Below are 19,521 nucleotides of genomic sequence, written 5' to 3'. Positions count from 1 at the left end.
GCCATTTGCAGCATGTCGTTGCGCTTTTTCTCGCCGCCGGAAAAACCTTCGTTGACCCCGCGCTGCAGGAACTTCTCGTCCATGCCGAGTTCACGCATCAGCGCTTTGACCTGTTGCAGGAATTCCATCGCGTCCAGCTCGGGCAGACCGCGGTGTTTGCGCTGCGCGTTGAGCGCGGCCTTGAGCAGGTAGACGTTGGACAGGCCGGGAATCTCCACCGGGTACTGAAACGCGAGGAACAGCCCGGCAAGCGCGCGCTCCTGCGGCGGCAGCGCCAGCAGATCCTGGCCGTCGAAGCGCACCGTGCCGCCGCTGACGCGGCAGAGATCGCGCCCGGCGAGCACTTGCGCCAGCGTGGTCTTGCCCGATCCGTTGGGCCCCATGATGACGGCGACCTCGCCGGGGGCGATGTCGAGATCGATGCCATTGAGCACCCGTTTGCCGTCGATTTCGGCCTGCAGGCCACGGATTTGCAACAGCGGCTGCGTCGCTTGCGGTTGAAGCTTGGCTGGCATTTGCATTTTCATTTCCTCTTTGGCGTTTCAGCCCACGCTGCCTTCGAGGCTCACGCCCAGCAGCTTCTGAGCCTCGACGGCGAATTCCATCGGCAGTTGTTTGACCACTTCCCGGGCGAAGCCGCCGACGATCAGCGCCACCGCGTCCTCCGCGGAAATGCCGCGCTGCATACAGTAAAAAAGCTGGTCTTCGCCGACGCGCGAGGTCGTCGCCTCGTGCTCGACCTGCGCGCTGGGGTTGCGCACTTCGATGTAGGGAAAGGTGTGCGCGCCGCAGCGGTCGCCGATCAACAGCGAGTCGCACTGCGTGTAGTTGCGCGCCCCTTCGGCCTTGGGCAGCACCTTGACCAGGCCGCGGTAGGTGTTGCTGCCCCGTCCTGCAGAAATGCCTTTGGAGACGATGGTGCTTCGGGTGTTGCGGCCGATGTGGATCATCTTGGTGCCTGTGTCGGCCTGCTGGAAATGGTTGGTCAGCGCCACCGAATAGAACTCGCCGACCGAATCGTCGCCGCGCAGCAGCACGCTCGGATACTTCCAGGTGATCGCCGAGCCGGTTTCCACTTGTGTCCAGGAAATGTGCGAGCGGGCGCCGCGGCATTCGCCGCGCTTGGTGACGAAGTTGTAGATGCCGCCCTTGCCGTCCTTGTCGCCGGGGTACCAGTTCTGCACCGTCGAGTACTTCACCCGCGCATCGTCGAGGGCGATGATTTCCACCACGGCGGCATGAAGCTGGTTTTCATCCCGTCGTGGCGCGGTGCAGCCTTCCAGGTACGAGACCTGCGCGCCCTCGTCGGCGATGATCAGCGTGCGCTCGAACTGGCCGCTGTCCTTGGCGTTGATGCGGAAGTAGGTGGACAGCTCCATCGGGCAGCGCACGCCCTTGGGGATGTAGACGAAGCTGCCATCGGTGAACACCGCGGCGTTGAGCGCGGCGAAAAAATTGTCTCCCGGCGGCACCACCGTCCCGAGGTATTGCTGCACCAGTTCAGGGTGGTTTTGCACCGCATCGGAAAATGAACAAAAAATGATGCCGTGCTGCGCCAGCTTGTCTTTGAAAGTGGTGGCCACCGACACCGAATCGAACACCGCATCCACCGCCACCCCAGCCAGTGCGGCGCGTTCGTGCAGCGGGATGCCGAGTTTTTCATAGACGCGCAGCAACTCCGGGTCGACCTCGTCGATGCCCCTGGGCGAGGTGGCGCGCCTGGGTGCGGCGTAGTAGTGAATGGCCTGGTAATCGATCGGCGGATGGTGGATCTTGGCCCAGGTCGGCTCGGTCATGTTCAGCCAGTGCCGATAAGCCTTCAGGCGCCAGTCGAGCAGGAAATCCGGTTCGTTCTTTTTGTTCGAAATCAGCCGGATGATGTCTTCGTTCAGGCCTTTCGGGGCAAGGTCGGACTCGATCGGCGAGATGAAGCCAGCGGCATAATCGCGTTCGAGAAATTCGACCAGTGAGGGATTGCTCTGGCTCATGCGGTCTCTCCTTGGCTGGGCTTGCGCAGCGTTCAGACAGCTTGCGTCGACGTGCGGGCGATGACGGCGCGTCTCACGCCCGAAGCCAGAACCATCTGGCAGACATGCTCCAGACGCTCCACATGCTCGAAGGCATCCCAGGGCGAGCGACCGATGGCCACCACGCCATGCCGATCCAGGCCGACGATGTGCGGCATGGGTCCGAACTGCGGCTCAAAGGCTTCGACGCACGCCGCGGCAAGCTCTTCGCTGGTGGCGGGCAGCGCGCCCACGTTCTTGCCCACCCTGCTGTAGCGCGTGACTTCCGGAAACGTCTCGCATAACTCGCGCAGATCATGACCGGCGTACATGGCCGCCACGATATGTGTGGGGTGCAGGTGCAGCACCGTGTCATACCCGGCATGGAGCCTTGCCTGCAGCAAGCGATGCAGGGCGTATTCACCCGACGCCCCTTGGGGAACGGGCCCATTGGCGAGCTGCTCGGCGCTGACGCGCAGCATCTGCTCGGGCCGCAAGCGCGCCTTCACCACGCCGCTTTGCGAAATCCACAGGCCATCACCGTCTTCGGCACGCACCGAGATGTTGCCGTCGCGATGCGTGATCCAGCCCCGTGCATAGGCGGCGTGCATGACTTCGCAGGCTTGGTCAAGGCGGGCATCGCGGCCTGCGGCGATTTGGATAGGATCGGAATGGAGAATGGTCATGGCGGTCTTGAGATGAAGTGGGTCAATCCGGATCGGCAACGAATGCGTGCCGCCTCACTGCGAGCCGTCTCACGGCCCGATTTATTGTGGTTTTCAATTTACCACTTATGTCATTCCCTGACTAGGCGCTTCTGTTATCCCTGCCGCAAATGATGGAATGCCGAAGAGGCGTGCGCCGCAGACCGACGCAAGATCGGCGCGTGCTGCGCATACTTCCTCGTGATGTCGCCTGCCAAGCGGGGGGCGCAGCGCAGGCGTGGAGGCGCGTTTCCTCGGCTTCAGGCGGGAGCCGGGAGATGCGGTTGAGTGGGGGAATCGTTCTGCATCGCGAGTTCGGCCCGTAGGCTGTCGAGGTCGCGGCCGATGCTGACCACGGCCTGCACGCGGCCGCCCAGCAGGTAGCGGGCAAGGTAGCTGCCGCTGACGGGGTCGCCCTCTTCCTCGATGGCGTCCCATTGCGCGGCGTGGCCCACGTAAGAAAGGGTCACGTCGCCGTGCTGGCTCCAAAAAAAAGGAACGGCGGTGAAGACTTCGGCAAACCCGAGCATATTGCGCGCGGCGGTCTTGCCCTGCGCCTGCGCCACCGTCCAATGCTCGATGCGCAGACGCGCGCCGCTGCGTGCATCGGGCCAGTTCGCCACATCGCCCGCCGCCCAGATGCCTGCGTCGGCAGCCAGCCCCGCATCGATGACGATGCCATTGTCCACGCGCAATCCAGCCTGCGCGGCGAGCGCAGTATCAGGCCGCACTCCCACGCCCATGATGACCAGATCGGCGGGCAGGGCCTCGCCGTTGTCGAGGGTCACCCCATGCGCGTCGATCAACGCGGGCCTGTGCCCGAGGTGGAACACGCTGCCTAGCGCTTCATGCAAGCTGCGGACAAACCCGGCCAGGCGCAGACCGAACACCCGCTCCAGCGGATGCGCCTCGGGCGCGACGACGTGGACTTCAATGCCGTGCGCCCGTAACGAAGCGGCGGCCTCCAGCCCGATAAAGCTCGCCCCGATCACCACGGCGCGGCGCGCGCCTCGCGCCAGCGCGGCCAGGATCGCCTCGGCATCGGCGCGCGTGCGCAGGGTGTGGACCTGCGGCAGATCGGCGCCGGGAATGGGCAATCGGATCGGCTGCGCCCCGGTGGCCAGCAGCAGCGCGTCGTAAGCCAAATCCCGGCCGTTGTCACACCGCACGCGGCGCGCGTGGCGATCCAGCGACAGCGCTCGGGCGTTGACCAAGGTGATGTCGCGTTCGCGCCAGTAGTCGGCGCCGCGCAGCGGCAGCCAGTCCGCGGGCGCCTTGCCCGCCAGGTAGTCCTTGGACAGATTGGGCCGGTCGATCGGCGTGTCGGCTTCACCGACGAGCAAGGTGATGGGCCCGTCATAGCCGCAAGTGCGCAGTTCGGTGGCGGCTGCCTCGCCGGCGGCTCCGGCGCCGACGATCAGCACCGCCTGCGGCTGACGTGGAGGATTGCCGACAGCAGGCGCTGGCCGCGCATCACCCACCCGCACCAGCCCCCCTTGGACGTCCACCTGCCAGCAACGCAGCGGATTCAGCCCCGGCGGCCCGAGGACCGCGCCGCTGCGCAGCGAAAAGCAGGCGTGATGCCAGGGGCAGCGGATGGCGTCGCCAACCACCAATCCCTCGGCCAGCGGGCCGCCATAATGGGTGCAGGTGGCGGAAACCGCGTGGATCTCGGCTCCTCGGCGCACCAGCAGCACCGCTTCGTCGTCGACATGGCCGAGCAGCGGCTGGTCTTCGCGCAGCGCGCCGAGCGCCACGCCGCGGCGCAGATCCGGGCCGTTTTTCTCCAATGATTCGCTCATGGCATCACCTCCGGGTTGCGAGAGTCAGAACTGGCGAGCGGCTCCTCGAACGGCTGCGCGGCAGATGTCACATCGCCTGCGCGGATTTGGCCTTGCGCCTCCAGACGCCGCAGCAGCAGGTGGAAATACACCAGTCCGGCGTCGGGCTGCCAGCGGGAGACCAGCGCCTCGGTCGATGCGGCATCGAGCCGTGCCGGAAGATCGAGCCAGGCAGTCAGATGCTTGTGCGCGCCGACATCGTCGACGGGAAACACGCCGAGCCGACCCATGCCGCGCAGCGCCACGTATTGCGAACTCCAGCGTTTGATGCCGCGCAGGGTGCAAAGCTGGCGCAGCAGTTCGGCGTCGCCGGCCTGTTCGAGCTGCGCCTCAGGCAACTCACCGGCGTCCAGCCGCGCCGCGACGTCGAGCAAATACTGGGCCTTCTGGCGGCTCCATCCCAGGGCATGCAGCGCAGCCGGGTCGATTGCGCGCAGCGCCGCAGGCTGCGCAAACGCATGCAGCGTCGGCGCCTGGGCAGGCGCGGCACCGAAGGCCTGGGCGAGCCGTCCGAGCAAGGCGATGCCAGCGGCGAGGCTCACCTGCTGGCAGGCGATGGCGTTGGCCAGCGCCTCGAACAAGCTGGGAAAACGCGGGGGTTTGAGCCCACGGTAACGCCGCGCCAGAGGAGCCAGCAGCGGATCTCGCGCGGCGCGGGCGTAAAAGCCGCTCAAATCGACATCCAGCCCCAGGATGCGCACGAGCTGCGCGGCCGCCGCCGCGCGTACCCCCGGCCGGTCGCTGCCCGCGCCTTGCAGCCGCACTGCGAGCCGCGGCGCGTCGTCCTCACCTTCCTGGCGGACTTCGACCAGCAGCACGGAATCACCGATCACCAGGCAGCGACGGTAGGTCTGCCCATCCCAGAGGTCGATGCGGTTGCCGGGTTGGCGGTGCAGCGCCCAGACGGTCAAATCCAGGCGAAACGGTCCGCGCGGTTCAAGCCGAATGGGCATGTCGCTCAAGATAGGCTCGCAAGGCCACGGCATTGTTGTGCGCTTCGTCCTTGGCCGCATACAGAAGAGTGGCCTGCGGATGCGCTTTAAGCTCGGCACGCAATCCAGCCACGGTTTCCGGCATGGCGTCCAGTTCGGCAAAGTAACGGCGCTGGAATTCGTCCCACTTGGACGGATCGTGGCCGAACCATTGGCGCAGCGCGCCGCTTGGCGCCAGTTCGCGCTGCCAGTGATCCACCGCGGCTCGCTCCTTGGTGAGACCGCGCGGCCACAGCCCATCGACCAGAACCCGAAATCCGTCCTCGGGAGCAGGATCGGCATAGACGCGTTTGATTCGAATGGATTGGACGGGCATGACGTTCACTTTCTGAGTCAGATTAGCATGGACGAATAGCCCTGACGCGGGCGGGAGTAACTCGGCATTGCATGGCTCCCTTGTGTCCGAGCAGAAGTGTCGCCGGGTCGATCTAGGAGTTGTCCATCGGGCAGGCCCGACCCCGTAGGATGAAGCGAGTGGGGTTGTCGACGGCTGGCGGCGGTCGGTTGTAACCTTGACCTTGGCGCTGCTGACGAGGTCGGCCTAGGTTTGGTGCCGCGAACCCGTCTAGGAGTTGGACCCGCAGTCCTGCGAGCACCCCGTAATGTGACGACGAGCGCGACGCGCTCCGGAGCACGCTCAGTAGAGTTCCATGACGAGGACTGCCTGCGGCGTCGATCAACCGCAAGGAGGTTGTCATGAAAGTCCTTTATCCCCGCTGCGCCGGACTGGATGTACACAAGGACGTCATCGTCGCCTGTGTGCGCTGCGTCACGGCGCCGCAACACCGCGAGGTGCGCAGCTTCGGCAGCACCACCAGCGAGCTTCTGGCGTTGTCGGACTGGCTGGCCGAGCACGGTTGCACCGCCGTAGCGATGGAAGCCACGGGCGTCTACTGGAAGCCGGTCTGGCATGTGCTGGAAGACGAGTTCGAACTCGTGCTGGCCAACCCGCAGCACATCCGTAACGTGCCCGGCCGCAAGACCGACGTCAACGATGCGACCTGGATCGCCGAACTGCTCGCCCATGGGTTGATCCGACCCAGCTTCGTGCCGCCGCGCCAGATCCAGGAACTACGCGACCTCACCCGCACCCGCACCCGCAAGCAACTCGTGCGGGAAGTTGCGCAACATTCACTGCGCATTCAGAAGGTGCTCGAGGACGCCAACCTCAAACTTGAACCGCCCCGAGTTTTAGAGCGCCTCGGATCGCCACCGGCATCACAACTAAAGTAGGGGGCGGGCTTGATCGATCGGCGCATGTATTTCATGCCATCCAGTTCGAAACTCCGTGCCCAATTCAGGGAGGCTCATGTTGACCGAAGGTCATAACGCGCGTGCAAGTCGCTTTGCTTTGGGCACGAGATGGGCACGGATTGGGCACCGTGCCCAAAATGCCGTAGGCAACAAAAAAGCCAAGAACCGCTAAGTCCTTGGCTTCATTGAATAAATTTTGGTTGCGGGGACAGGATTTGAACCTGTGACCTTCGGGTTATGAGCCCGACGAGCTACCGAGCTGCTCCACCCCGCGCCGGAAGCATTGAATCATACTTGAAAACCACCCTTTACGCAAGGCGCTCTTTCGCCTAAGTCTTATCTGGCGATGGGGCGCCTTGCGATCAGGTTTGATCCGAGGCGTTATCGGATTCTGCAGAGTGCAGGGTGCTGTCTTCGAGCGCCTGCAGTTCAGCAGCAGCCTGGGCTGCGCGGTCGGCCTGGTCCATCGCATCCTTCGCCTTGCGCGCTTGATGGAAGGCCAAGCCAGTGCCTGCGGGAATCAGGCGGCCGACGATGACGTTTTCCTTCAAGCCACGCAATGCGTCGCGCTTGCCCATGATGGCGGCTTCGGTCAGCACGCGCGTGGTTTCCTGGAAGGACGCGGCGGAGATGAAGCTGTCGGTGGACAGGCTGGCCTTGGTGATGCCCAGCAGCAGGTTGTTGAAGGTGGCGGGCATCTTGCCATCGCGCAGGAGCTGGTCGTTGCGCGCCAGAACCTGGGAACGCTCGGCCTGTTCGCCCGCGATGTAGTCGGTGTCGCCGGCATCTTTGATTTCCACCCGGCGCAGCATCTGGCGAACGATGACCTCGATGTGCTTGTCGTTGATTTTCACACCCTGCAGACGGTAGACGTCCTGCACTTCGTCAACGATGTAGCGCGCCAAGGCCTCGACGCCCAGCAGGCGCAGGATGTCCTGCGGCTCGGCGGGGCCGTCGACGATCAGCTCGCCCTTGTTGACGACCTGGCCTTCGTGCACCAGCACGTTCTTTTCCTTCGGGATCAGGAACTCATTGGAGTTGCCGTCCAGGTCGGTGATGACCAGGCGGACCTTACCTTTGGTTTCCTTGCCGAAGGAGACGGTGCCGGTGGTTTCGGCCAGCATGCCGGCGTCCTTGGGCGAGCGTGCCTCGAACAACTCGGCTACGCGCGGCAGACCGCCGGTGATGTCGCGGGTCTTCTGGCCTTCCATCGGGATGCGCGCCAGCACCTCGCCGGGGCCCACGTCCTGACCGTCTCGCACCTGAATCAGCGCCCCCACGGTGAAGCCGATGGTCACGGCGTGATCGGTGCCGGGAATCTTGACCTCTTGGCCCTGCTCGTTGAGCAGCTTGACTTGCGGACGCACCACCTTGGCAGAGCCGCGGCGTTTCGGGTCGATGACCACCAGGGTAGACAGGCCGGTGACTTCGTCGACCTGCTTGGCCACGGTCACGCCTTCTTCGACGTTCTCGAACTTGGTCTGTCCCGCGTACTCGGTGATGATGGGACGGGTCAGCGGATCCCAGTTGGCCACCAGAGTGCCGGCCTTGATGACCATGCCGTCCTTGACGAACAGAGTGGCGCCGTAAGGCACCTTGTGGCGCTCGCGCTCGCGGCCGTGGTCGTCGGTGACCAGCACTTCGCCCGAGCGGGTGATGACCACTTGCTCGCCCTTGGTGTTGGTGACGTAGCGCATGGTGGCAGTGAAGCGCACCGTGCCCGCACTCTTGGCTTCCACACTGGAAACCACTGCCGCACGCGACGCCGCGCCGCCGATGTGGAAGGTCCGCATGGTCAGCTGGGTGCCGGGCTCGCCGATTGACTGCGCGGCGATCACGCCAACCGCTTCGCCATTGGTCACCAGCGTGCCGCGGCCGAGATCGCGGCCGTAGCACTTGGCGCAGATGCCGTAGCGGGTTTCGCAGGTCAGCGCGGTGCGCACCTTGATTTCGTCGATGCCGGCGGCCTCAACGAGGTCGAGCATGTCCTCGTCGAGCATCTCGCCCGCGGGCACGATGACGTCTTGCGTCTCGGGATTGATCACGTCGACAGCGGCCACGCGACCGAGCACGCGGTCGCGCAGCGATTCGATGACTTCGCCGCCTTCGACCAGCGCGCGCATATTGGTGCCGTTGGCCGTGCCGCAATCGTGCTCGGTGACCACCAGATCCTGCGTCACGTCCACCAGACGGCGGGTGAGGTAGCCGGAGTTCGCGGTCTTCAGCGCCGTGTCGGCCAGGCCCTTACGCGCGCCGTGCGTGGAGATGAAGTACTGCAGCACGTTCAGGCCTTCACGGAAGTTCGCCGTGATGGGGGTCTCGATGATGGAGCCGTCGGGCTTGGCCATCAGGCCACGCATGCCAGCGAGCTGACGGATCTGCGCGGCGGAACCACGGGCGCCCGAGTCGGCCATCATGTAGATGGAATTGAACGACTCCTGACGCACGTCCTTGCCATGACGATCCTTGACCGTCTGGTTGGAGAGGTGATTCATCAGCGCCTTGCCGACTTCGTCGCCAGCGCGGCCCCAGATGTCCACCACCTTGTTGTAGCGCTCGCCTTGCGTCACCAGACCGGAGGAGTACTGCTGCTCGATCTCCTTGACTTCCTTTTCGGCGCGGGCAATGACCGTGTACTTCTCTTCTGGAATCAGCATGTCGTCGATGCTGATCGAGATACCGGCCTTGGTCGCCAGCGAGAAGCCGGACTGCAGCAGCTTGTCGGCGAAGATCGCGGTTTCGCGCAGGCCGCAGCGGCGGAACGACGCATTGATCAGGCGCGAGATTTCCTTCTTCTTCAGCGCCTTGTTCATCACGCTGAACGGCAGACCCTTGGGCAGAATTTCCGACAGCATCGCGCGACCCACGGTGGTTTCCACCACGGCGGTCTTGGGGGTGAAGCTGCCCGTGGCCTTGTCTTTTTCGTACTCGGTCAGACGCACGCTGACACGGCTGGTGATTTCAACCTGCTTGGCGTCGAGCGCGCGGTGCACTTCGGCCACGTCGGCGAACACGATGCCCTCACCGCGGCCATTGATGCGCTCGCGGGTGGCGTAGTACAGGCCCAGCACCATGTCCTGCGACGGCACGATGGACGGCTCGCCGTTGGCCGGGAACAGGATGTTGTTCGAAGCCAGCATCAGCGCGCGCGCCTCCACCTGCGCCTCGAGCGACAGCGGCACGTGCACGGCCATCTGGTCGCCGTCGAAGTCGGCGTTGAACGCGGCGCAGACCAGCGGGTGCAGCTGGATGGCCTTGCCCTCGATCAGCATGGGCTCGAAGGCCTGAATGCCCAGGCGGTGCAGCGTTGGCGCGCGGTTGAGCATCACGGGATGCTCGCGGATCACGTCTTCGAGAATGTCCCAGACGATCGGGGTCTGCGATTCGACTTCCTTCTTGGCCGCCTTGATGGTGGTGGCCACGCCCATGGTTTCGAGCTTGTGGAAGATGAAGGGCTTGAACAGTTCCAGCGCCATCAGCTTGGGCAGACCGCACTGATGCAGCTTGAGCGTCGGGCCCACGGTGATGACCGAACGGCCCGAGTAGTCGACGCGCTTGCCCAGCAAGTTCTGACGGAAGCGACCGCTCTTGCCCTTGATCATGTCGGCCAGCGACTTGAGCGGGCGCTTGTTCTGCCCCACCATCGCCTTGCCGCGGCGGCCGTTGTCCATCAGCGAATCGACCGCTTCCTGCAGCATGCGCTTTTCGTTGCGCACGATGATTTCAGGCGCGGACAGCTCCAGCAGACGGCGCAGGCGGTTGTTGCGGTTGATGACGCGGCGGTACAGATCGTTGAGGTCGGAGGTCGCAAAGCGGCCGCCGTCCAGGGGAACGAGCGGACGCAGATCGGGCGGCAGCACCGGCAGCACCGTCATGACCATCCACTCGGGCTTGGTGCCGGAATCTTTGAACGCCTGCATCACTTTGAGGCGCTTGACGTTCTTCTTGACCTTGGTGTCGGAGCCGGTCATGTCGCCGCGCAGCTTCTCGATCTCCAGATCGAGATCCATGTTGTGCAGCAGGGCGTGCACCCCCTCGGCGCCCATGAACGCGACGAACTCTTCGCCAAACTCGGTGCGCTTGGCGGCGAACTCGTCTTCGGACAGCACCTGGCCGGCCTTGAGCGGCGTCATGCCAGGGTCGGTGACCACATAGGCTTCGAAATACAGCACGCGCTCGATGTCGCGCAGCGGCATGTCGAGCACGATGCCCAGGCGGGACGGCAGGCTCTTGAGGAACCAGATGTGCGCCACCGGGCTGGCCATGTCGATATGGCCCATGCGCTCGCGGCGCACCTTGCTCTGGGTGACTTCAACGCCGCACTTCTCGCAGATCACGCCGCGGTGCTTCAGGCGCTTGTACTTGCCGCACAGGCATTCGTAGTCTTTGATCGGGCCGAAAATCTTGGCGCAGAACAGGCCGTCGCGCTCGGGCTTGAACGTGCGGTAATTGATGGTCTCGGGCTTCTTCACCTCACCGAACGACCAGGACCGGATTTTTTCCGGCGACGCCAGGCCGATGCGGATGGCGTCGAAATGCTCATCCTGATGAAACTGCTTGAACAGGTCGAGTAGCGCTTTCATGCTTTCACTCCTTCAGATGCGAAACCCAGCGTGCGTTTGGCGCACGCCGGGCGCGGCATAAATCTCAATTGCGTTCGAGTTCGATGTCCAGACCCAGGGAACGGATTTCCTTGATCAGCACGTTGAACGACTCGGGCATTCCGGCTTCGATGATGTGGTCGCCCTTGACGATGCTTTCGTACATCTTGGTGCGGCCCTGCGTATCGTCGGACTTGACGGTGAGCATTTCCTGCAGCACATACGAGGCGCCGTAGGCTTCGAGCGCCCAGACTTCCATCTCGCCGAAACGCTGGCCGCCGAACTGCGCCTTGCCGCCCAGCGGCTGCTGCGTGACCAGCGAGTACGGGCCGGTGGAGCGGGCGTGCATCTTGTCATCGACCAGGTGATGCAGCTTGAGCACGTGCATGATGCCCACGGTCACCGGACGTTCGAACAATTCGCCGGTGCGGCCATCGGTCAGCATGACCTGCTTTTTCGCCGCGGTGAGCTGCAGCTTCTCGGCAATGTCGTCGGGATAGGCGAGGTCGAGCATCTGGCCGATTTCGGCTTCGCTGGCGCCGTCGAACACCGGGCTGGCGATGGGCAGGCCGGCCTTGAGGTTGCTGGCGAGTTCGAGCACTTCTGCGTCGCTGAGCTGGTCAAGCGCTTCCTGTTTGCCGCTGAAGTTGTACAGCGTGCCCATGAATTTGCGCAGCTCGGCCGCCTTGGCATGCGACTGCAGCATGTCATTGACGCGTTTGCCGATGCCGATCGAGGCCCAGCCCAGGTGGGTTTCGAGAATCTGCCCGATGTTCATCCGCGAGGGCACGCCCAGCGGGTTGAGCACGATGTCCACCGTGGTGCCATCAGGCATGTGCGGCATGTCTTCGACCGGAACGATCTTGGACACCACACCCTTGTTGCCGTGACGGCCGGCCATCTTGTCGCCCGGCTGCAGGCGGCGCTTGACGGCCAGGTAAACCTTGACCATCTTGAGCACGCCGGTGGGCAGCTCGTCGCCCTGCGTGAGCTTGCGGCGCTTCTCTTCGAACATCAGGTCGAACGCGTGGCGGCGCTTCTCCAGCGAGTCCTTGAGCTGTTCCATCTGCTGCGCCAAAGCTTCATCCGCCGGGCGGATGTCGAACCAGTTGTAGCGGTCGGTCTCGCCCAGGTAGTCGGCGGTGATGGTTGCGCCCTTGGCCAGCTTGTTCGGGCCGCCATTGGCGGTCTTGCCGCTGAGCAGCTTGCCCAGACGGTCGAAGGTGTCGCCTTCGACGATACGCATCTGGTCATTCAGATCGAGACGGTAGCGCTTAAGCTCATCGTCGATGATCTGCTGCGCGCGTTTGTCGCGGGGGATGCCTTCGCGGGTGAACACCTGAACGTCAATGACGGTGCCGTACATGCCCGAGGGCACGCGCAGCGAGGTGTCCTTCACGTCGGAAGCCTTCTCGCCGAAGATGGCGCGCAGCAGCTTTTCTTCAGGCGTGAGCTGGGTCTCGCCCTTGGGCGTGACCTTGCCCACGAGCACGTCGCCCGCTTCCACTTCGGCGCCCACGTAAATGATGCCCGACTCGTCCAGGCGCGCCAGTTGGTGCTCGGACAGGTTGGGAATGTCGCGGGTGATTTCTTCGGAGCCCAGCTTGGTGTCGCGGGCCGGCACGTTCAGCTCTTCGATGTGGATCGAGGTGAAGCGATCTTCGGCCACCACGCGCTCGGACAGCAGGATCGAGTCTTCGTAGTTGTAGCCGTTCCACGGCATGAAGGCCACCAGCATGTTCTGGCCGAGCGCCAGTTCGCCGATGTCGGTTGAGGCGCCGTCGGCCACCACATCGCCCTTGGCGAGCTTGTCGCCGCGCTTGACCAGGGGACGCTGGTGGATGTTGGTGTTCTGGTTGGAACGCTGGTACTTGATGAGGTTGTAGATGTCCACGCCGACTTCACCCGCCTGGGTTTCGGCATCAAAGACGCGCACCACGATACGGGCGCTGTCCACATAGTCCACCACGCCGCCGCGCAAGGCGGTGACCACGGTGCCCGAGTCGACCGCGGTCACGCGCTCGACGCCGGTGCCCACCAGCGGCTTTTCAGGACGCAGCACCGGCACGGCCTGACGCTGCATGTTGGCGCCCATCAGCGCGCGGTTGGCGTCGTCGTGCTCCAGGAAGGGCACGAGCGAGGCCGCGGCCGACACGATCTGGCTGGGCGACACGTCCATGTACTGCACCCGCTCGGGCGACACCAGGATGGATTCGCCGGTTTCGCGGGCCGACACCAACTCGTCGTTGAGCAGGCCGTTCTCGTCCATGCCGGCGTTGGCCTGGGCGATGACGTACTTGCCTTCCTCGATGGCCGAGAGGTAATCGATCTGGTCGGTCACCTTGCGGTCGATCACGCGGCGATACGGCGTCTCGATGAAGCCGTATTCGTTCAGGCGCGCAAACAGCGCGAGCGAGTTGATCAGGCCGATGTTCGGGCCTTCCGGCGTTTCGATCGGGCAGACGCGGCCGTAATGCGTCGGGTGCACGTCGCGCACTTCAAAACCAGCGCGCTCGCGCGTCAGACCGCCCGGGCCCAGGGCCGAGACGCGGCGCTTGTGGGTGATCTCCGACAGCGGGTTGGTCTGGTCCATGAACTGCGACAGCTGGCTCGAACCGAAAAACTCCTTGATCGCCGCCGAGATGGGCTTGGAGTTGATGAAGTCGTGCGGCATCAGGTTTTCTGTCTCGGCCTGGCCCAGACGTTCCTTCACCGCGCGCTCGATGCGCGACAGACCGGCGCGGAACTGGTTCTCGGCCAGCTCGCCCACGCAGCGCACCCGACGGTTACCGAGGTGGTCGATGTCGTCGACTTCGCCACGGCCGTTGCGCAACTCGACCAGCAGCTTGATGACCGCCATGATGTCTTCATGCGACAGCACCATCTCGCCTTCGATCTCTTCACGACCGAGGCGGCGGTTGAACTTCATGCGGCCGACGCGCGACAGGTCGTAGGCGTCAGCGTCGAAGAACAGGCGGTTGAACAAGGCCTCGACGGCGTCTTCGGTCGGCGGCTCGCCGGGGCGCATCATGCGGTAGATCGCCACCTTGGCGCCGAGCTGATCGGCCACTTCATCGATGCGCAGGGTTTGCGAGATGAAGGCGCCCTGGTCGAGGTCGTTGACGTAGAGGGTTTGAATCTGCTGAATGCCGGCTTCGCGGATCTTCTTCAGCAGCACCTCGGTGAGCTCCTCGTTGGCGCGGGCCACGATCTCGCCCGTGTCCTGCGACACCAGATTGCGCGCCAGCACCTTGCCCAGCAGAAAGTCTTCCGGAACCGACAGACGTTGCGTGCCGCCCTGCTCCAGCTCGCGCAGATGCCGGGTGTTGATGCGCTTGTCCTTGGCGACGACGACCTTGCCGTTCTGGTCGATCAGGTCAAAGCGGGCTACTTCACCCTTGAAATGGTCGGGCACGAATTCGAGCAAAGCGCCATCGTCCATCAACTGCATGTGATCGAAGGCAAAGAAGTGCGCCAGGATCTGCTCGGGGTTCAGGCCCAGGGCCTTGAGCAGAATGGTGACCGGCATCTTGCGGCGACGGTCGACGCGGAAATACAGAATGTCCTTGGCGTCGAATTCGAAGTCGAGCCAGGAGCCGCGGTAAGGAATGATGCGGGCGCTGAACAGCAGCTTGCCCGAGCTGTGAGTCTTGCCCTTGTCGTGCTCGAAGAACACGCCGGGCGAGCGGTGCAGCTGGCTGACGATCACCCGCTCGGTGCCGTTGATGATGAACGAGCCCTTGTCGGTCATGAGCGGAATCTCGCCCATATAGACCTCCTGCTCCTTCACCTCCTTGACCGTGGGCTTGGCCGCTTCGCGGTCCATCACGATCAGGCGCACCTTGGCCCGCAGCGCCGACGCAAAGGTCAGGCCGCGCTGCTGGCATTCGCGCACGTCGAAGACCGGGCGCGCCAGGGTGTAGCCGTTGTATTCCATGCGCACATACTGGTTGTGCGACACGATGGGGAAAATGGCGCGGAACGCCGCTTCCAGCCCTTCGTCCTTGCGCTGTGGCAAGGGAAGGTCTTTTTGCAAAAAGGCCTCGTAGGAGTTGATCTGCGTAGCCAGCAGATAGGGGACATCCAGAACACTTTGGCGGCTGCCAAAACTTTTCCGAATGCGCTTTTTCTCAGTGAACGAGTAGGACATGGATACGCTCCGCTCCACAGGGACAAAATCAGTTATCGCATAACCCGGGCTCACCCCAGGCCATGTGGTAACCAAGCTGCCGGCCTGAACCGGCAGAAGGCGCGAAAGCCCGGAAGGCCAATTGACCTTCCGGGCCCACGCAAAACCGAAGACTTACTTGATTTCAGCCTTGGCGCCGGCTTCTTCCAGCTTCTTCATCGCAGCTTCGGCATCGGCCTTGGCCACGGCTTCCTTGACAGCCTTGGGCGCGCCGTCCACCAGATCCTTGGCTTCTTTCAGGCCCAGACCCGTCAGTTCGCGCACGGCCTTAATGACGCTGACCTTGTTCGCGCCGACTTCCGTCAGGATCACGTTGAATTCGGTCTGCTCTTCCACGGCAGCAGCAGCACCGCCGCCCGCGCCAGGAGCGGCCACGGCCATCGCGGCAGCGGACACACCGAATTTTTCTTCGAACGCCTTGACCAGGTCGTTGAGTTCCATCACGGTCATGCCGCCGACTGCGTCGAGGATTTCTTGTTGATTCATTGCCATTTGTTGACTCCGAGATAAATGTTTGAAAAGAGAATGTTGAAAGCTTCAGCCCGATCAGGCTGCTTCGGTTTCGCGTTTTTTCGCCAACTGGCCCAGCGCCACGGCAAAGCCGGACACGGGAGCCTGCATGACACCCAGCAGACGCGCCAGCAGCACTTCGCGCGACGGAATGCTGGCAAGGGTCTTGACCCCGGCGGCGTCGAGCGCCTTGCCGTTGACAACACCCGAGCGAATGACCAGCTTGTCATTGGTTTTGGCAAAGTCGTTGATGACCCGGGCGGCGGCCACTGCGTCTTCGGAAAATCCGTAGATCAGCGGGCCAGCCATTTCACCGGCGAGAACTTCGCATGAGGTTCCCGAAACGGCGCGCTTGGCCAGGGTGTTCTTGAACACCTGGAGATGCACCCCGTTTTCGCGAGCCTGCTTACGCAGCTTGGTCATCTGCTCGACTGCAATGCCGCGATACTCGGCCAGAACCAGGGATTGCGCCTTGGCTGCCAGCGCCGAGATTTCCTCGACTGAAGCTTGCTTTTCAGAGCGGTTAAGACTCAAGATTGACTCCTGAAGAAATTGCCTTGAACCCAATCGGCTCAAAGCGCCTAAACAAGCGTCCTCTGGAGTGACTACAGGCAAGGTTCGCACCTTGCCCATTCTCTCGTCCAGCGGGTTCGCCATCTGCGCAGGCCCGACGTCGCAGGTATGACGCCGAATTAAGCGGGACTGCCGTCTCGCGCCTGCGGTCTTGGATCGCCCGAGGCGGCATGAACACCGCCGCATCGGCCCACCAATTACTGCTCAGTCCCGGACGATCATTTCAACCGGCCGGGCCTGCTTCAAACATTTACTGCCCTGCGACCGCGGCGTTCACCGTGGCGGTATCGACGCGCACGCCGATGCCCATGGTGGACGAAACCGCCACCTTTTTCAGGTAGATGCCCTTGGCGGCTTGCGGACGCGCCTTCTGCAGCGCTTCGATCAGCGCGGCCAGATTGCGGCGGAGCGCATCGGGGCCAAACGAGGCGCGGCCGATCGTGCCATGCACGATGCCGGCCTTGTCGGCACGGAACTGCACCTGACCGGCTTTGGCGTTTTTCACCGCACCCGCGACGTCCGGCGTCACAGTGCCAACCTTGGGGTTGGGCATCATGCCGCGTGGGCCGAGAATCTGACCCAGCGCACCGACTACGCGCATCGCGTCGGGTGAGGCGATGACGATGTCGAAATTGAGGTTGCCGGCCTTGACCTGCTCCGCCAGATCTTCGAAGCCAACGACATCGGCTCCCGCAGCCTTGGCCTCTTCGGCCTTGGCCCCCTGCGCGAACACGGCCACGCGCTTGACCTTGCCGGTGCCCGCGGGCAGCACGACTGAACCACGCACGACCTGGTCAGACTTGCGCGTATCCACGCCGAGGCTCACGGCCACGTCGATGGATTCGTCGAACTTGGCGACCGCACATTCCTTGATCAGCACCAGCGCATCATCGAGCGCGTACAGCTTGTTGGAATCGACCTTGGCGCGCAAGGCGGCATAACGTTTGGGCATCTTGGCCATTTACACGCCCTCCACAGTAACGCCCATCGAACGGGCCGTGCCCGCGATAGTGCGAACGGCCGCATCGAGATCGGCAGCCGTCAGATCTTTCATCTTGGTATTGGCGATCTCCTCGAGCTGGGCGCGAGTGATCTTGCCGACCTTGTCGGTATGCGGCTTGGCCGAGCCCTTGTCGAGCTTGATCGCCTTCTTGATCAACACACCGGCGGGCGGCGTCTTGATGATGAAGGTGAACGATTTGTCCGCGAAGGCGGTGATGACCACCGGCAGCGCGAGGCCCGGCTCCACACCTTGAGTCTGCGCGTTGAACGCCTTGCAAAACTCCATGATGTTGAGGCCGCGCTGACCGAGCGCCGGGCCGATCGGCGGCGAGGGATTGGCTTTACCAGCTGGCACTTGCAGCTTGATGAAGCCGACAATTTTCTTTGCCATAATGACTCCGAATGGGTACGAGCGCCTTTGTTTTCACAAGGCTCCCCGAAACCCGCCCTTTACGACTCACACTGCAACCCGGGCGGGATGGGCGGCAGCAATCAAACCGTTTGCGGTTGCACGCAGGCAACCACGCAGATCAACAAGCGGTCAAAGCCGCTCGATCTGCTGAAACTCCAATTCCACCGGCGTGGCGCGACCAAAAATGGTGACCGAGACGCGAAGCCGCGACTTTTCGTAGTTCACCTCTTCCACATTGCCGTTGAAGTCGGTGAACGGGCCTTCCTTGATGCGGACCATTTCGCCCACTTCGAACTGCACCTTGGGGCGCGGCTTGTCCGCCCCCTCCTGCATCTGACTCATGATCTTGTTGACATCCGCCTCGCTGATCGGCACGGGGCGATTTTTGGCGCCGCCCACGAAACCGGTCACCTTGCTGGTGTGCTTGACCAAATGCCAGGTCGCGTCGTCCATTTCCATTTCCACCAGCACATAGCCCGGGAAAAAGCGACGTTCGGTAATACTTTTATGGCCATTCTTGATTTCGACGACTTCTTCCGTCGGCACCAGAATGCGCCCGAATTTGGTTTGCATCCCCGCGCGCTCGATGCGCTCGGCAAGGTTGCGCTGCACCGCCTTCTCCATGCCAGAATACGCATGGACGACATACCACTGCTTGCCAGCCTGCGCCGCCATCGTTTGTGCTTCAGCCATACTCATGCTCCTAGCGCTTCCAACCAAGGATCAGGTCGTAGAGCACATATTCCAGCGTTTTATCGGTCAGCCAGAGAAAAATAGCCATCAAAATCACAAAGCCGAACACGATGGCCGTCATTTGTATGGCTTCTTTACGCGTCGGCCAAACCACTTTCTTGGTTTCGCGCACCGCATCCTGCCCGTAGGCAATGAGCGCGCGCCCCGGCTCGGAGAGGAAAAACACCACAACCGCGCCCGCCAGCAATACCAAGAGCGTGACGACGCGCACCCACATGGGCTGCCCGCCCAGGCCATAAAACAGGCCCAGCGCGGCGAGCAGCAATACCGCCGCCGCCCCCAACTTAGCTTTGTCCGCCCCAGTGGAGACGGTTTCGACAGACGGATTCGCCATATGGATTTACGCGCGTTCAACCCCGAATCAGGTCGGAGTGGCAGGGGCAGAGGGAATCGAACCCCCAACCTTCGGTTTTGGAGACCGACGCTCTGCCAATTGAGCTATGCCCCTGTATCTTCTAGCACCAAGGCCGTTGTCTGCGAAACAGGCAACGGCCGCAATTCAAACAGATCCGGGCGCGCCCCGCAGAACACGCCCCTATAACCTTTTCCGAGGGCACCCTGGACCAGCCGGGAATGCACTCGCTTCCTTTACTCGATGATCTTGGCCACAACCCCGGCGCCGACGGTACGACCGCCTTCACGGATGGCGAAGCGCAGACCTTCTTCCATCGCGATCGGGGCGAT

The 19,521-nt window shown here is 63.1% G+C and carries 15 protein-coding genes, 2 tRNA genes and 1 pseudogene; 1 reads left to right on the top strand and 17 read right to left on the bottom strand.

Going from position 1 to position 19,521, the window contains the following annotated elements:
* The 6 genes from AC2VLV_RS12440 to AC2VLV_RS12415 all read right to left on the bottom strand — a co-directional run.
* Positions 1-479 (bottom strand): ATP-binding cassette domain-containing protein (locus AC2VLV_RS12440; protein ID WP_486990284.1); only part of this gene is annotated, 479 nt, incomplete at its 3' end.
* A 63-nt stretch (positions 480-542) separates the two neighbouring features.
* Positions 543-1,988: a Fe-S cluster assembly protein SufB gene (gene sufB, locus AC2VLV_RS12435; protein ID WP_486990282.1), complete on the bottom strand. Its 1,446-nt coding sequence runs from the start codon at positions 1,986-1,988 to the stop codon at positions 543-545.
* Between the two features lie 32 nt (positions 1,989-2,020).
* Positions 2,021-2,692, bottom strand: coding sequence for a class II aldolase/adducin family protein (locus tag AC2VLV_RS12430; protein WP_486990281.1), 672 nt, complete (start codon positions 2,690-2,692; stop codon positions 2,021-2,023).
* Between the two features lie 278 nt (positions 2,693-2,970).
* Positions 2,971-4,512, bottom strand: a complete 1,542-nt coding sequence (locus AC2VLV_RS12425; RefSeq protein WP_486990280.1) for an FAD-dependent oxidoreductase — start codon at positions 4,510-4,512, stop codon at positions 2,971-2,973.
* Positions 4,509-5,504: a DNA-3-methyladenine glycosylase 2 gene (locus AC2VLV_RS12420; protein ID WP_486990279.1), complete on the bottom strand. Its 996-nt coding sequence runs from the start codon at positions 5,502-5,504 to the stop codon at positions 4,509-4,511. Before AC2VLV_RS12420 ends, AC2VLV_RS12425 begins: the two co-directional genes overlap by 4 nt.
* Positions 5,488-5,859, bottom strand: a complete 372-nt coding sequence (locus tag AC2VLV_RS12415; RefSeq protein WP_486990278.1) for a DUF488 domain-containing protein — start codon at positions 5,857-5,859, stop codon at positions 5,488-5,490. Before AC2VLV_RS12415 ends, AC2VLV_RS12420 begins: the two co-directional genes overlap by 17 nt.
* Positions 5,860-6,239: 380 nt before the next feature.
* Here AC2VLV_RS12415 and AC2VLV_RS12410 point away from each other — a divergent pair.
* Positions 6,240-6,719: pseudogene (locus AC2VLV_RS12410) on the top strand (IS110 family transposase); the annotation flags it as partial.
* 275 nt (positions 6,720-6,994) lie between these two features.
* Here the strand turns inward: AC2VLV_RS12410 and AC2VLV_RS12405 are convergent.
* The 11 genes from AC2VLV_RS12405 to AC2VLV_RS12355 all read right to left on the bottom strand — a co-directional run.
* Positions 6,995-7,071, bottom strand: a tRNA-Met gene (locus tag AC2VLV_RS12405).
* Positions 7,072-7,159: 88 nt separating this feature from the next.
* The gene (gene rpoC, locus AC2VLV_RS12400; RefSeq protein ID WP_486990277.1) at positions 7,160-11,380 is read right to left on the bottom strand and encodes a DNA-directed RNA polymerase subunit beta'; all 4,221 of its coding nucleotides are present in this window, start codon (positions 11,378-11,380) and stop codon (positions 7,160-7,162) included.
* Positions 11,381-11,444: 64 nt separating this feature from the next.
* Positions 11,445-15,548, bottom strand: a complete 4,104-nt coding sequence (gene rpoB / locus AC2VLV_RS12395; RefSeq protein ID WP_486990276.1) for a DNA-directed RNA polymerase subunit beta — start codon at positions 15,546-15,548, stop codon at positions 11,445-11,447.
* A 153-nt stretch (positions 15,549-15,701) separates the two neighbouring features.
* The gene (gene rplL, locus AC2VLV_RS12390) at positions 15,702-16,079 is read right to left on the bottom strand and encodes a 50S ribosomal protein L7/L12 (RefSeq protein WP_486990275.1); all 378 of its coding nucleotides are present in this window, start codon (positions 16,077-16,079) and stop codon (positions 15,702-15,704) included.
* Positions 16,080-16,133: 54 nt separating this feature from the next.
* Positions 16,134-16,631, bottom strand: coding sequence for a 50S ribosomal protein L10 (rplJ, locus tag AC2VLV_RS12385; RefSeq protein ID WP_486990283.1), 498 nt, complete (start codon positions 16,629-16,631; stop codon positions 16,134-16,136).
* A 289-nt stretch (positions 16,632-16,920) separates the two neighbouring features.
* On the bottom strand, positions 16,921-17,631 hold the full coding sequence (gene rplA, locus AC2VLV_RS12380; RefSeq protein WP_486990274.1) for a 50S ribosomal protein L1: 711 nt from the start codon (positions 17,629-17,631) through the stop codon (positions 16,921-16,923).
* Positions 17,632-18,063 carry a 50S ribosomal protein L11 gene (rplK, locus tag AC2VLV_RS12375; protein ID WP_013107509.1) on the bottom strand — a complete coding sequence of 144 codons (432 nt, stop codon included), beginning with the start codon at positions 18,061-18,063 and terminating at the stop codon, positions 17,632-17,634. It lies immediately after the preceding gene.
* 150 nt (positions 18,064-18,213) lie between these two features.
* A complete protein-coding gene (gene nusG, locus AC2VLV_RS12370) occupies positions 18,214-18,777 on the bottom strand; it encodes a transcription termination/antitermination protein NusG (protein ID WP_013124519.1) in 564 nt (187 codons plus the stop codon).
* Positions 18,778-18,787: 10 nt separating this feature from the next.
* Entirely contained in the window at positions 18,788-19,171 is a 384-nt protein-coding gene (gene secE, locus AC2VLV_RS12365) for a preprotein translocase subunit SecE (protein ID WP_486990273.1), read from the bottom strand.
* 38 nt (positions 19,172-19,209) lie between these two features.
* Positions 19,210-19,285: transfer RNA gene (locus tag AC2VLV_RS12360), tRNA-Trp, on the bottom strand.
* Between the two features lie 140 nt (positions 19,286-19,425).
* The coding region (locus tag AC2VLV_RS12355) for an EF-Tu C-terminal domain-related protein (RefSeq protein ID WP_078453405.1) at positions 19,426-19,521 on the bottom strand (96 nt) is incomplete at its 5' end.

The organism is Thiomonas sp. TH-17 (assembly GCF_057473305.1).
Note: the sequence above shows the minus strand (reverse complement) of the source record. Positions and strands in the feature narration are given on the sequence as shown.